The organism is Brevibacterium spongiae (genome assembly GCF_026168515.1).
Lineage (GTDB): Bacteria > Actinomycetota > Actinomycetes > Actinomycetales > Brevibacteriaceae > Brevibacterium > Brevibacterium spongiae.
On sequence record NZ_CP093443.1, the window covers coordinates 1,049,188 to 1,062,699 of the forward strand.

The window sequence follows — 13,512 nt, forward strand, 5'->3', positions numbered from 1 at the left end:
CGCCGTGCCCGGGGACGGCGAATGAGAGACAATGAGCTCAGACCGGGCATCGTGGCCTTGCCGGTGAAACCTGAGCAGAGAAAGAGAATGTGAAAGTGGAACGATCAACACTGACAGATATCGACTCACTGCTGGGGGACACGGATGAGCTCCTGACGCGCAGCTATCCAGGAGAGCGGGATGTGCGCCAGCCGGTGCACACCGTCTACGTTCCCGGCGACCGCACGAGCCCGGACCTGCCCTACCAGTGGGGACAGCAGGCGCTCGAATGCGTCGAGGCCCACGGGGGGATGCTCCAGCTCGCCGAGCGCGTCATCACCGCCGCCCGTAAGGAGGCCGGCACCGTCCCGGCCGGGCAGGTGCCCAGCCTCCACCAGGTCGCGCGGGAGGCCGATCTGCTCGCCGAGGCGGTCACCGCGAAACTCGAGACCGAGCCGATCGAGGACCTGCGCCTGGACTTCGAAGACGGGTTCGGTGATCAGGGCGATGAGACCGAGGACCGCTGGGTGGTCCAGGCCGCCCGGGATGTCATCGCCGGACGCAGCGAGACCGGAGCCCCGGCGTTCGCGGGCATCCGCTTCAAGTGCATGGAGAAGGACACGCGGGCTCGTGGACTGCGCACCCTCGACCTGTTCCTGGCCGAGCTCGTCAAGGACGGCGGACAGGTGCCCGACAACCTCGTGCTCACCCTGCCGAAGGTCACCACGGTCGACCAGGTGCGCGCGATGGTCATCGCCTGCCGCAGCCTTGAAGCTCAGCACGGCCTGGCCGAGGGAACGCTGACCTTCGAGATCCAGGTCGAGACCCCGCAGCTCATCCTCGGCGCCGACGGCACCGTGCCGCTGGCCCCAGCACTGCACGCCGGGGCGGGACGGGTCACGTCCCTGCACTACGGCACGTATGACTACTCGGCGTCGATGGGCGTCGCCGCGGCCTACCAGGCCATGGACCACCCGGTCGCGGACTTCGCGAAGAACCAGATGATGCTCGCCGTCGCCGGCACAGGAGTCCACCTCTCCGACGGGTCGACGAACATCCTCCCGCTCGGCGAACCCGACGAGGTCCGCCACGCCTGGGCGCTGCACGCCGGACTCGTCCGCCGCCACCTCAAACGCGGCATCTACCAGGGGTGGGACCTCCACCCGCACCAGCTGCCGACCCGATTCCTCACGACCTTCGCCTTCTACCGCGAAGGCGGTGCCCGGGCAGCACAGCGCCTGTTCAACTACGTGCACAAGGCTGACTCGACAGTGCTCGACGAACCGGCGACCGCGAAGGCGCTCGCCCGCTACCTCGATCGCGGACTCGTCTGCGGCGCCCACACCGAGGAGTTCGTGACCACCCGCACGCAGCTCAGCCTCGCCGAACTCGGGCAGCTCGCCCGCACCGGATCCCTGGACTGACCACCACGCCGAGGACCGACCACAGCACCGAGGACCGACCACCACGCCGACCGAAGGAGACCCCGCCCCATGACGACGACCGATCCCTACACCTATTGGGCCCCGACCGGCGGCCACCCGCCGCAGTCGGACCTGCTCACCGACCGTGCCCTCGTCACCGAGGCCTATACGGTCATCCCGCGCGGAGTGCTGCGCGATATCGTCACCTCGAACCTGCCCGAATGGACCGGGACCCGGTCCTGGGTGCTCAGCAAGCCGGTCGCCGGCGGAGCCGTGACGTTCTCGCAGACGATCCTCGAAGTCGCCCCCGGCGGCGGCTCGGAGGCACCGGAACCGCAGCCCGAGGTCGAAGGGTTCCTCTTCGTCATGGCCGGAACGCTCGAGGTCACCCACGAGGGGCAGGCCCATACGCTGACCCCCGGCGGGTTCGCGTTCCTGCCCGCCGGATCGACGTGGAGCGCGAAGTCCACCGGCACCGAGGCGGCCCGCTTCCATTGGGTGCGCAAGCGCTATCAGCCCGTGGCCGGGCTGAGCCCGGAGGCGAAATTCGGAAACGAAGCCGATGTCGAACCGTCGCCGATGCCCGGCACCGACGGCCGGTGGCGCACGACTCGTCCGCTCGACCCGGAGAACCCCGCCTACGACATGCACGTCAACATCGTCACCTTCGAAGCCGGAGCGGTCATTCCGTTCGCGGAGACGCATGAGATGGAGCACGGGCTCTACGTGCTCGAGGGCAAAGCCGTCTACCGGCTCAACGGCGACTGGGTCGAGGTGCAGGAGGGCGACTTCGTCTCGATGCGCGCCTTCTGCCCGCAGGCCTGCTACGCCGGGGGACCGGGACGTTTCCGCTACCTGCTCTACAAAGACGTCAACCGCCAGGTCGAACTCTGAGGACCCTGCTGGTCGAACTCTGAACACCCTTCCGAGGGAACGACCCTTCCGCGGTCCGGGGGAACGACCCTGACGCAGAAAGCGGCTTGCCGGAATCACTTCCGGCAAGCCGCTTTCTGCTGTCGCTCCGCTTGCGCAGCGAGGCTCAGGTGTCGCTGATCAGCCTCAGATGAGCTGCAGGGTCCGATCGGTGTACTCGGTGAGCTCCTTCAACAGGGTCTCGTCATCGGCGAGGTCGCGTCCGAGCGAGGGGATCATGTCCTTGACGGCGGACTCCCAGCCCGCGTACTGACGCGGGAAGCAGGTCTTGAGCAGGTTGACCATGATCGGCACCGCCGTCGACGCACCCGGGGAGGCGCCGAGCAGAGCCGCGATCGACCCGTCGGCCGAAGAGATGAGTTCGGTGCCGAACTGGAGCACACCGCCCTTCTTCGGATCCTTCTTCATCACCTGCACGCGCTGACCGGCCTGGATGAACTCCCAGTCGGAAGGATCGATGCTCGGGATGAACTGGTGCATCGCCTCGAAGCGGGCCTTCTTCGTCGCAGCCAGCTCACCGAGCAGGTAGGTGACGAGGTCAGTGTTGTCCTTGGCGACATTGAGCATCGTGGCGAGGTTGTTCCCGCGCACCGAGAACGGCAGGTCGGTGAACCTGCCCTTCTTGAGGAACTTCGGCGAGAACCCGGCGTAGGGGCCGAACATGAGGTAGTCCTTGCCGTCGACGACGCGGGTGTCGAGGTGCGGCACGGACATCGGGGGAGCACCCTGAGCCGCCTGACCGTAGACCTTCGCCTGGTGACGGGCGACGAGATCCTCGTTGCCGGTGCGGAGGAAGATCCCGGAGACCGGGAAGCCGCCGTAGCCGCGGCCCTCGGGGATGCCCGACTTCTGCAGCAGCGGCAGGGCGCCGCCGCCGGCGCCGACGAAGACGAACCGCGCGCCGATCCGGTGGGTCTCGTGGGAGAGCAGATCCTTGACGGTGAGAGTCCATCCGTCGGAGGCGCGCTCGAGATCGGTGACCTGGTGGCTGGTGCGCACGGTTGCGCCCTTGTCCGCGACGTAGCTGAGCAGCTGGCCGGTCAGCGACCCGAAGTCGACGTCGGTGCCCTGCTTGATCCGCGAGATGCCGTTGACCTGGCCCGGTCCGCGGCCCTCGAACATCAGCGGCAGCCATTCGGCCTGAGTCGCCGGGTCGTCGGTGTACTCCATCTCGGCGAACAGCGGGTTGCGCACCATCGTCTCGTAGCGGCGCTTGATGTAGTCACGGCCCTTGTCGCCGCGGCCGTAGCTGACGTGGGCGATGGGGTTGATGAAGGACTTCGGGTCGGTGAGCACACCGGTGTCGACGAGATGAGACCAGTACTGGCGCGAGTGGTGGAACTGCTGGTTGATCGTCGAGGCCTTCTCCAGGTCGATGTCGCCGTTGGAGTCCTCGGGGGTGTAGTTGAGTTCGCAGAGTGCGGCGTGGCCGGTGCCCGCGTTGTTCCACGGGTCCGAGCTCTCAGTGGCCACATAGTCGAGCTTCTCGTAGACACGGATGTCCCAGTCGGGCTGAAGTTCGGTCAACATGGCACCGAGTGTGGCGCTCATGATGCCGCCGCCGATCAAGACGACGTCGACCTTTTCCTGCGGTGAGGGCATTTGGACTCTCATTCCTCGTCACTGACTGCTTCTATTCGTCTCTCAGACTACTCTCCGGGATCGGCTCACCTGTAACCCGGGCACTGCGAACACCCCTGCGTGGGAGCATTCTCACAGCGGATGGGCGTCCGGCCCGACCGCCTGTTTCCGACCGTTCGGTCACTTTGGGCGGACACTCTGTGTCGCCCGCCACAAGGTGTGCAACTATGGGCACATGTCCAAACGTTTCCTGCTCCGTGACGCGCTGGCCGAGTTCCCTCCGTATGTCCCCGGCAAGCCTCCCGTCAGTTCCCCGGGCCTGACCCCGTACAAGCTGTCCTCGAACGAGAACCACCTGCCGCCGCTGCCGGGTGTCGTCGAAGCCTTCGCTGCCGCCTCGGCGATTCCGGGCAATTATCCCGACCCCACCGGGTCCGCGCTCGTGGCCGATATCGCGTCCCGCCTCGGTGTCGAACCCGCCGAGGTGGTCCCCGGTGCCGGTGCCTCCGAAGTCCTGTCCGCGCTGACGAACATCACGCTCGAGGCCGGCACGTCCGTGGTCTATCCGTGGCCGTCGTTCGAGATGTACCCGATCCTCGCTTCCGCCCGCGGTGCCGAGAAGCGCCCCGTCGACCTCCTGCCCGACGGCCGCCACGACTTCGCCGGGCTGGCCGCGGCCATCGATGACACGACCCGGCTCGTGCTGCTGTGCTCGCCGAACAACCCGACGGGTCCCACGATCACCGACGCCGAACTCGAAGGGTTCCTCGCCGAGGTGCCCGAGAACGTCATCGTCGTCCTCGACGAGGCGTACATCGAATTCGCCTCCGAAGCCGCCGACGGTCTGGCCGCCCGGAAGAAGCACCCGAACCTCGTGCTCGCCAGGACCTTCTCCAAGGCGCACGGACTGGCCGGTCTGCGAGTGGGCTACGGCGTCGCCGATGTCGAGATCGCCTCGGCGCTGCGCCAGGTCATCGCCCCGTTCTCCGTCACCGCAGGTGCGCAGGCCGCGGCCAGGGAATCCCTGGCTCGAGTCGACGAAGTCGCCGTGCGCGCCAAGGAGGTCGCGACGGTGCGCGATAAGTTCGCCGATGACCTGCGGGGACTCGGACTCAGCGTCCCTGAAGCGCAGGGCAACTATGTGTGGATCGCTCTGGAACCCGAAGCCGCCGTCGCCTTCGAAGGCGCGTGTGCGGAACAGGCCGTGGCCGTGCGTCGCCTGCAGGGCGGCGTGCGGGTGAGCATCGGGCCTGATGAGGCACTCGATCGGGTACTCAAGGTCGCCGCCTCACTGTGAGCACGAGCGTGAACCCGATGGTGAGCACCCAGCCGGATCTGTCCGAACTCGACTCCCGGTTGAGTCCCGGTGCCTTGGTGACCGATCGGGATGTCATCGATGCCTACTCGTCGGACAAGGCACTGTTCTGTCCGGCCGGGACCGCCTCGGCGCTGGTGCGTGCCGCCTCCGTCGATGATGTGGTCGCGGTGATGAGATTCGCCACCGAGCACCGGATCCCCGTGGTCACTCAGGGAGCACGGACCGGTCTGTCGGGGGCGGCGAACGCCGTCGACGGGGCGATTCTGCTCAACGTCGCGAAGCTCGATGCGATTGTTGACATCGATGTTCTCAACCAGACGTGCCGGGTCCAGCCGGGAGTGATCAACCAGGACCTCAAGTCGGCGCTGGCCGAGCACGGTCTGTCGTATCCGCCGGACCCGGGGTCGGTGGCGATCTCGACGATCGGCGGCAACGTCGCCACGAATGCCGGCGGTATGTGCTGTGTGAAGTACGGGGTGACGAAGGACTATGTGCGGGGACTGACCGTGGTGCTCGCCGACGGCACGGTGACGAAGCTGGGTCGGCAGACCGCGAAGGGAGTGGCCGGTCTCGACCTGGCCTCACTGTTCGTCGGCTCGGAGGGGACCCTCGGCGTCATCGTCGAGATCACCCTGGGACTCAAACCTCTGTTGGCACCACCGGTGACCGGGGTCGCGGTGTTTCCGGACATGGAGTCGGCAGGGCACACGGTGTCTGCGTTCATGGCCTCCGGTGCGGGACCGTCGATGCTCGAGCTCATGGACGGGGCGACGGTGGCGATGATCAACGCCTACGGTGATTTCGGTCTGCCTGACGGTGCCGGGGCGCTCCTTCTCGTGCAGTCCGATGCTCCGGGTCAGGCCGGGGTCGCTGAGCTCGAAGGGTTCGAGGCGATCGCACGGGGGCAGGGGGCCGATGAAGTGTTCTTCTCTGATGATCCGGCGGATTCTGAGATGTTCGTCGCGGCCCGGCGGGCGGTGTCCCCGGCGATGGAGCAGTACGTGGCGACCCTCGGCGGGGGCGAGCTCATCGATGATGTGTGCGTGCCCAGGTCCCGCCTCGGCGAGTTCTTCGCACGTCTGGCCGAGATCGATGCCCGGCACATGGTCGAGGTGTCAACGGCCGGTCACGCGGGGGATGGGAACATGCATCCGAGTGTGCTCTTCGATGCCTCGGATGAGGCGAGTGTGGCCGAGGCGAAGGAGACGTTCGCTGAGATCATGCAGCTCGGACTCGACCTGGGTGGCACGATCACCGGGGAGCACGGGGTCGGGTATCTGAAGCAGGATTGGCTGGTGCGTGAACTCGATGCCGGGGCGCAGGTTCTGCAGGCCTCGATCAAGTCGGCGGTCGATCCGTTGGGGATCCTCAACCCGGGCAAGATGCTCGGCTGAGCCCTGGGGCACCGACTGAGCGCGGCCCTCACCGCCAGACCGCCGGTCTCACCGACTGGATCGCACTCCGATGTCTCGGATTGTGACGGTCTGCGACCGACTGTGACCGTGCGCCGACGACCCCGGAGGGTCGGTGCCTAAGGTGCTGGGAAAAGAGAGGAGTTCGCAATGACGCTCACCCAGCTGCCCGTTCTCGACCTCAGCCAGGCCGAGAATCCCGACACCGCCGAGGAATTCCGCGCCCAGCTGCGCCGCATCACCCACGAGATCGGCTTCTTCTACCTCACCGGCCACGGCATCCCCGATGCCGAATTCGCCCGCATCATCGACGTCGCACAGCGCTTCTTCGCTCTGCCCGAGGACGACAAACTCGCGATCGAGAACACGAACTCCCCGCACTTCCGCGGCTACACCCGCACCGGTGGAGAACGCACCCAGGGCCGCGTGGACTGGAGGGAGCAGATCGACATCGGCCCCGAACGCGCTCCCGTGGCCGAACCGGTTCACGACTTCGACCGCCTCACCGGGCCCAACCAGTACCCGGAATCCCTGCCGGAGCTGCGTGAGGCCACTGACTCCTGGCACGCGCGGCTGAGCGAGGTCGGCAATCGGCTCCTGCAGCAGTGGGCGCTGAGCCTCGGGCAAGATGCTGACCATTTCGCGCCCGCCTTCGCCGAGGATGCCGAATCCTTCATCAAGATCGTCCGCTATCCGGCCGCCGAATCCGAATCGATCACCCAGGGCGTCGGCGAACACCGCGACGGCGGCACCCTCACCCTCCTCTACCCGCAGCCGGGAACGACGGGCCTGCAGGTGCTCACCGATGACGGGTGGATCGACGCCGACCCGATCGAGAACGCCTTCGTCGTCAACATCGGCAAACTCCTCGAGGTCGCCACGAACGGCTACCTCAAGGCCACCGTCCACCGGGTGCTGCCGACCGAACCGGGCAAGGACCGCATCTCCATCCCGTTCTTCTATAACCCTGCGCTCAGCGCCCGCCTGCCCGAGGTCGAGCTGCCTGCGGAGCTCGCGGGTGAGGCTCGGGGAGTCACCGAGGACGAACGCGATGCCCTCCACGCCGTGTATGGGGAGAACGCGTTCCTGTCCCGACTCCGTTCCCACCCGAACGTGGCGGAGAAGTTCTACCCCGAGCTCGTGAGCGCCCGGGTCTGAGCGTTCGGCTTCAGCGTGGTCAGGGTCGGACGAAGTCGTTCAATGTCGCGATGTCGTCCGGCCGAACCCGGCAGCAGCCGCCGATGATCCGCGCGCCGAGGCGGGACCACTCCGCCACCGGCCACGACCCGACCCCGGCTTCCGTGCCGTCGTCCCGCCATTCCATGGCTTCCGCGTCGTAGGTCTCACCCGAATTTGGGTAGGCGATGAGCGGCAGATCCGTGTGCCGGGACAATTCCCTCAGCGCGGGAGTCACCACGGAGGGTCGGACGCAGTTGACCCCGATCGCCTGGATCTCCGCCGAGGCGGCCGCCACCTCGGCGAGGTCCGCCAGAGATGACCCGTCAGGCAGGGTCGGGCCGAGTGGGTCCGAGCCGGCCGTGTCAGTGCCCTCGCGTAGAGTCACGGTCACCCAGGCAGGCAGCCCGGTCTCTTCCGCGAGGTCGATGAGCACCCGGGTCTCGTCGAGGCGCGGCTGGGTCTCGATCGCGAGCAGCTCCGCCCCCGACGCGGCGAGGGCAGCGATGCGGGGACGGTGAAAGGCGGTGTATTCCTCGGGCGTCAATCGATAGTCGCCGGAGTATTCGGCGCCGTCGCCCAGGGCCGCACCATACGGGCCGACGGACCCGGCGATGAGGATCTCTGTGCCTCGCGCCGGTTCGTCTGATGCACCGGCACTGCGATCGGCTGCCTCGCGTGCGATCCTCACGCTGTCGGCGACGATCCGGCTGCCTTCTGCGGCACTGATTCCCGCCTCGGCGAATCCCGCCGGGGTCGCCTGGTAGCTCGCGGTCGTGAGTATCCGGGCACCGGCCCGGGCGAAGTCGGCGTGCACGGCGAGCAGGGTGTCAGGGTCTGTGCGGATGAGCTCGGCCGACCACAGATGATGGTCGAGGTCGATGTCGCGGTCCTCGGCGGCGGTGCCCAGCCCGCCGTCGATGATGATGGGGGCGGCCGCCTCGGCGAGCATCTGCGGGAACGTCATGGTCTTAGTTAAGCTTGTCCGGTGACTACAGACGAAACTCCGGCAGCATCCGAGACCGCCCCCATCAACGACCGTTCGCGGTTCGGCTTCGAGGTGGGCACCCGCCTGGACACGGGCGGACGCACCGGAGTCATCCACACTCCGCACGGGGACATCCAGACTCCCGCGTTCATTCCCGTCGGCACGAAGGCCACGGTCAAGGCGGTCCGTCCTGACGAGGTCGCGGCACTCGGCGGTCAGGCGGTGCTCGCCAACGCCTACCACCTCTACCTGCAGCCGGGATCGGACCTCATCGATGAGGCCGGCGGACTGGGGAAGTTCATGAACTGGCCGGGACCGACGTTCACCGACTCCGGTGGATTCCAGGTGATGAGCCTCGGTTCGGGGTTCAAGAAGGTCATCTCGATGGAGTCGACGGGGGAGCAGAACGACGAACTCGTCGCCGTCGGCAAGGAGAGGCTGTCGAATGTCGACGATGACGGGGTGACGTTCAAGTCCCACCTCGACGGGTCGATGCACCGCTTCACTCCGGAGGTGTCGATGCGGGTGCAGCACGAACTCGGCGCCGACATCATGTTCGCCTTCGACGAGCTGACCACCCTGGTCAACACCCGCGGCTACCAGGAGGAATCGCTCGAGCGGACCCGCCTGTGGGCGATCCGCTGCATCGAGGAGCACTTCCGGCTCACCGAGGAACGCTCTCACCGGCCCTACCAGGCACTCTTCGGGGTGCTGCAGGGTGCACAGTACGAGGACCTGCGCCGCAAGGCTGCCCGGGACCTCGGCGCCATGGACTTCGACGGCTTCGGCATCGGCGGGGCCCTGGAGAAGGAGAACCTCGGCATCATCATCCGCTGGGTGTGCGAGGAGCTGCCGGAGAACAAGCCGCGGCACCTGTTGGGTATCTCCGAACCCGACGACCTGTTCGAATCGATCAAGACCGGCGCGGACACCTTCGACTGCGTCTCACCCTCGCGCGTGGCCCGCAACGCAGCGATCTACACCCGCGACGGCCGGTACAACCTCACCGGCGCGAAGTACCGCCGCGACTTCGGTCCGCTCGATCCCGACTGCGACTGCTACACGTGCCAGAACTATTCGCGGGCGTACCTGCGGCATCTGTACAAGGCGAAGGAGATGCTCTTCTCCACCTTGTGCACGATCCACAACGAGCACTTCGTGGTCTCCCTCGTCGCCGAGATCCGACAGGCGATGATCGACGGCCGCTTCGACGAGCTCGAGACCGACGTACTCGGTCGCTACTACTCGAAGTAGCGGGGGCGCGGCTCTTTCGACCGGCCGCCTACGCGGTGCGCGCCTCGGCGGGCAGCTCGTAGCTGGGCTCGTGGCGCTTGACCAGCTTGATGACCCGGTACGTCACGGGCAGGAAGATGATCTCGACGGCGACCTTGTAGACGAAGCCGACGATGATGTAGTTGAGGAAGTCGAGCCCCGGGATGACTCCGGCGAAGGCGATGACGCAGAAGAGCAGCGTATCGACGAATTCGCCGACGCCGGTCGACGTGAGCAGACGGACCCACAGCTTCGATTCGCCCATCCGCTTCTTCACGGCCACGAGCACCCATGAGTTGAGCAGCTGTCCGACGAAGTACCCGACGAGTGAGGCCGCGACGATGCGTGGGTAGAAGCCGAGCACAGCGGCGAAGGCGTCCTGGTTCTCATAGCCGGGTCCCGGAGGCGAGATGAGCACGAGCCAGAAGACGAAGGTCGCCAGGATCTGCAGGGCGAAACCGGTGATCACAGCCTTGCGTGCGGCCTTGAAACCGTAGACTTCGCTGATCACGTCGCCGAGGATGTAGGCGATGGGGAAGAGGAAGGCACCGCCGTCGGTGACGATCGGCCCGAAGCCGATGACTTTCGTGGCGGAGATGTTCGAGATGATGAGCACCGCGCAGAACACGGCGAGGAAGACCGCATAGTAGCGGCCTCTGGAGGAGGCGAAGGCTGCGAATCGTGCAGCGTTGGTGGTGTCCGCCGGATCGGTTTCCCGACCCGGCTGCCCAGACTCGCTCTCAGGACTGTTGCGCGACAACGGTGATTTCCTTCCCTCCCGTGACGGCGAGCAGCTGCTCGTACGTCAGGGGCATCATCGAATTCGGCGTTCCCGCGCCGGCCCAGAGAACAGGATAGTCCTTCAGCGACACATCGACATAGGTCGGAATCGGCTGTGGATGGCCGCACGGTGCGACCCCGCCGATGACCTGACCAGTAGCCTCGCGGACGAGATCCTTGCTCGCCCGATCGAGGGACTCCACGCCGAGGAGGCCCGCCACATGGTCGGTGTCGACCCGGCGCGCGCCCGAGGCCATGATGAGCACCGGGGAGCCGCCGGTGGAAAAGATGAGGCTGTTCGCGATCGCCCCCACCTCGATGCCGAGCTTCTCGGCGGCTGCTGCCGCGGTCGGCGTCGCGTCGGTGAAGACTTCGATGCGCGGATCGATGCCTGCGGCCGTGAGGTCGGCCGCGACCGCCTCATGGTTGGCATGCGTGCGCGGCTGCCCCGCGGCAGGATCGTCGCTCGCCGAGGCGACCGCGGAGTCTCCTTCGGCCGTCGGATCGGTCGCGGGAACCGCCGCGGGATCGACCGGCGAATCGACGGTCGGATCGGTCGCGTCCTCCTCGCCCGCCTCCTCGGTGACCGGCTCAGCGAGTCCGCGGCGGCGCAGCAGGGGTGCGACATCGGGTCGGGTGCCGAAGAACCGTTCGATCGCCGACATCGGGTCGACCGAGTAACCGGGGGCGAGGATGGCCTCGCGGAAGGCGTCACCGGCCTCCCGGTTGAGGCCGCCCTGGGCTTCGAACCATTCGCTCACCCAGGCCGCGATGACCTCGGAGTAGAGGTAGGAGTAGTAGCCGGCCGCATAGCCGGAGGCGAAGATGTGCCCGAAGTACGTCGACCGGTAGCGCGGCGGCACGAGCGGGGAGAACCCTGCGGCGGCGAGCACCTCGGATTCGAAGGACAGCACATCGGTGATGTGCTCCCCGGCCTCGAGCGAATGCCAGGAGAGGTCGAGCATGGCCGCGGCGAGGTACTCGATCGTGTCGAAGCCCTGCCCGAACTTCTCGCTGGCGATGAGAGCCTCGACGAGTTCGGCCGGCATCGGATCACCCGTCTCGACGTGCTTGGCGAAGTGGGGGAGGACCTGCGGGTGGAAGCGCCACATCTCATTGAGCTGCGACGGGAATTCGACGTAGTCGCGCGGGACCGCGGTGCCCGCCGTCGACGGGTACGTCGAGTTCGCGAACAGTCCGTGGAGGACATGGCCGAACTCGTGGAAGATAGTCGTCAGCTCGGTCGGGTTGAGCAAAGTGGGCCGCCCCGGGGCGGGCTTGGCGAGGTTGAGCGAGAGCGTGACGACCGGCTGCAGCCCGGTCAGGCGGGAGGCTGGGACCAGCTGATCCATCCAGGCTCCGCCGCGTTTCGTGTCCCGCGAATACGGGTCGATGAGCACGAGGCCCAAGGGGCGTTCGGTGACGTCGGTGACCTCGAAGGCGCGGACGTCCTCGTGCCAGGCGGTGATCCCGTCATAGGGAGCGAAGGTGATCCCGTACAGGCCGGTCGCGGCCCGGAAGACACCCTCGGTGAGGACGGTGTCGAACTCGAAGTACTTGGCCACCTCGTCGGGATCGATGCCGAATTCGTCGGCGCGGAACTTCGCGAGGTAGTGCTTGACGTCTCCGGCCGCGACCGACTCGAGACCATAGCGGTCCTTGACCTGCGCAAGCTCCTCATCGAGCTGGGCGTTGGCGGGATTGATGAGGGAGGAGACGATGTCGGCTGCGGCATCGGGATTGCCCGCGGTCTGGTTGTCGATGGCGAACGACGAATACGACGGGTACCCGAGCAGGTGCGCCTGCAGCGCGCGCAGCGCCGTGGTGTCGGCGACCTGTGTGCGGGTGTCGCCCTCGCCGCCGCGGGACCCGCGCGCCATCGAATTGTTCAGCACGTGCCGGCGGGTCTGCGCAGTGTCGAGGGACTCGAGCACGATCTGCTGGGTGAAGTTGTTCAGTGGCAGCAGAAAGCCGTCGATGCCGCGTTCGCTCGCACGATTCGCCGCCGCCGCGATCTGGTCCTCGTTCATCCCGGCCAATGACTCGACCTCGCCGAGGTGGACAGCCAGTTCACGGGTGTCGAGCTGCAGGGCGCGTGAGAAGGAGTTCTCCAGCGTGGTCAGTTCGGCCGCGATCGTGGCCATCTGCTGCCGGTCCGCCTCGCCGAGGCGGGCGCCGGCGCGGACGAAGAGTTCGATCGTCAGCTCCTGCTGACGTTTGTCCTCGGGGTTGAGGTCGGTGACCGGGACCTGCTCGATGCGGTGGAAGAGATCGACGTCGAGGAGGATCTCGGTGCGGGTCGCGGACAGGACCTCCCACACCTCGGCGATGGCGTCGGTGAGTTCGGGCCGCAGATGGTTCGACTCGATGGCCGCGGCCACGGAGGCGATGCGGGTCATCGGAACGGACGCGGATTCGAAACGTACGGTGGTGGAGAAGAACGTGGACTCGGCTTCGTCGGCGATGATGTCGGCCACCTCGGCGCGGGCGAAATCGGCGGCCGCGTGAACTGCGCTGAGCAGCGTCTCCGGGGTCACCGCCGCGAAATCCGGGATGGAGTAGTCACTCTGCGGGTCGAGGAACGCCTCCCAGACATCGATGCCGTTCGGTTCTGCGTTCATTCTCGACGTACCACTTTCTTCACTGTTG

General features: G+C 66.8%; 10 protein-coding genes. 6 read left to right on the plus strand and 4 right to left on the minus strand.

Annotated features, from left to right (window positions below; genetic code table 11):
- Positions 1–95 precede the first annotated feature (95 nt).
- Entirely contained in the window at positions 96–1,403 is a 1,308-nt protein-coding gene (locus L1F31_RS04590; protein WP_265419498.1) for a DUF6986 family protein, read from the plus strand.
- A gap of 69 nt (positions 1,404–1,472) precedes the next feature.
- Positions 1,473–2,297, plus strand: a complete 825-nt coding sequence (locus tag L1F31_RS04595; RefSeq protein WP_265419499.1) for a bifunctional allantoicase/(S)-ureidoglycine aminohydrolase — start codon at positions 1,473–1,475, stop codon at positions 2,295–2,297.
- Positions 2,298–2,462: 165 nt separating this feature from the next.
- Here L1F31_RS04595 and L1F31_RS04600 read toward each other — a convergent pair whose 3' ends face one another.
- Positions 2,463–3,938: a malate:quinone oxidoreductase gene (locus tag L1F31_RS04600; RefSeq protein WP_265419500.1), complete on the minus strand. Its 1,476-nt coding sequence runs from the start codon at positions 3,936–3,938 to the stop codon at positions 2,463–2,465.
- A gap of 214 nt (positions 3,939–4,152) precedes the next feature.
- Between L1F31_RS04600 and L1F31_RS04605 the strand changes: the two genes are divergently transcribed.
- From L1F31_RS04605 to L1F31_RS04615, 3 genes are all read left to right on the plus strand, one after another.
- Positions 4,153–5,214 carry an aminotransferase class I/II-fold pyridoxal phosphate-dependent enzyme gene (locus tag L1F31_RS04605; RefSeq protein ID WP_265419501.1) on the plus strand — a complete coding sequence of 354 codons (1,062 nt, stop codon included), beginning with the start codon at positions 4,153–4,155 and terminating at the stop codon, positions 5,212–5,214.
- A gap of 17 nt (positions 5,215–5,231) precedes the next feature.
- A complete protein-coding gene (locus L1F31_RS04610) occupies positions 5,232–6,629 on the plus strand; it encodes an FAD-binding oxidoreductase (RefSeq protein ID WP_265420390.1) in 1,398 nt (465 codons plus the stop codon).
- Between the two features lie 168 nt (positions 6,630–6,797).
- Positions 6,798–7,805 carry an isopenicillin N synthase family dioxygenase gene (locus L1F31_RS04615; RefSeq protein ID WP_265419502.1) on the plus strand — a complete coding sequence of 336 codons (1,008 nt, stop codon included), beginning with the start codon at positions 6,798–6,800 and terminating at the stop codon, positions 7,803–7,805.
- 19 nt (positions 7,806–7,824) lie between these two features.
- On the opposite strand, the gene mmuM is transcribed toward L1F31_RS04615, so the two are convergent.
- Entirely contained in the window at positions 7,825–8,790 is a 966-nt protein-coding gene (gene mmuM / locus L1F31_RS04620) for a homocysteine S-methyltransferase (protein ID WP_265419503.1), read from the minus strand.
- A gap of 21 nt (positions 8,791–8,811) precedes the next feature.
- Here mmuM and tgt point away from each other — a divergent pair, with 21 nt between their 5' ends.
- Positions 8,812–10,065, plus strand: coding sequence for a tRNA guanosine(34) transglycosylase Tgt (gene tgt / locus L1F31_RS04625; protein ID WP_265419504.1), 1,254 nt, complete (start codon positions 8,812–8,814; stop codon positions 10,063–10,065).
- 28 nt (positions 10,066–10,093) lie between these two features.
- On the opposite strand, the gene L1F31_RS04630 is transcribed toward tgt, so the two are convergent.
- Positions 10,094–10,843, minus strand: a complete 750-nt coding sequence (locus tag L1F31_RS04630) for a queuosine precursor transporter (RefSeq protein ID WP_346732490.1) — start codon at positions 10,841–10,843, stop codon at positions 10,094–10,096.
- On the minus strand, positions 10,824–13,484 hold the full coding sequence (locus L1F31_RS04635; protein ID WP_265419505.1) for a M3 family metallopeptidase: 2,661 nt from the start codon (positions 13,482–13,484) through the stop codon (positions 10,824–10,826). Before L1F31_RS04635 ends, L1F31_RS04630 begins: the two co-directional genes overlap by 20 nt.
- Between the last annotated feature and the right edge of the window lie 28 nt (positions 13,485–13,512).

Bases quoted from the DNA above. Each gene is read 5' to 3' on its own strand.
- L1F31_RS04605 (WP_265419501.1), top strand. From the start codon at position 4,153: ATGTCCAAACGTTTCCTGCTCCGTGACGCGCTGGCCGAGTTCCCTCCG.
- L1F31_RS04615 (WP_265419502.1), top strand. From the start codon at position 6,798: ATGACGCTCACCCAGCTGCCCGTTCTCGACCTCAGCCAGGCCGAGAAT.
- L1F31_RS04600 (WP_265419500.1), bottom strand. From the start codon at position 3,938: ATGCCCTCACCGCAGGAAAAGGTCGACGTCGTCTTGATCGGCGGCGGC.
- L1F31_RS04595 (WP_265419499.1), top strand. From the start codon at position 1,473: ATGACGACGACCGATCCCTACACCTATTGGGCCCCGACCGGCGGCCAC.
- L1F31_RS04635 (WP_265419505.1), bottom strand. From the start codon at position 13,484: ATGAACGCAGAACCGAACGGCATCGATGTCTGGGAGGCGTTCCTCGAC.
- mmuM (WP_265419503.1), bottom strand. From the start codon at position 8,790: ATGACGTTCCCGCAGATGCTCGCCGAGGCGGCCGCCCCCATCATCATC.
- L1F31_RS04610 (WP_265420390.1), top strand. From the start codon at position 5,232: ATGGTGAGCACCCAGCCGGATCTGTCCGAACTCGACTCCCGGTTGAGT.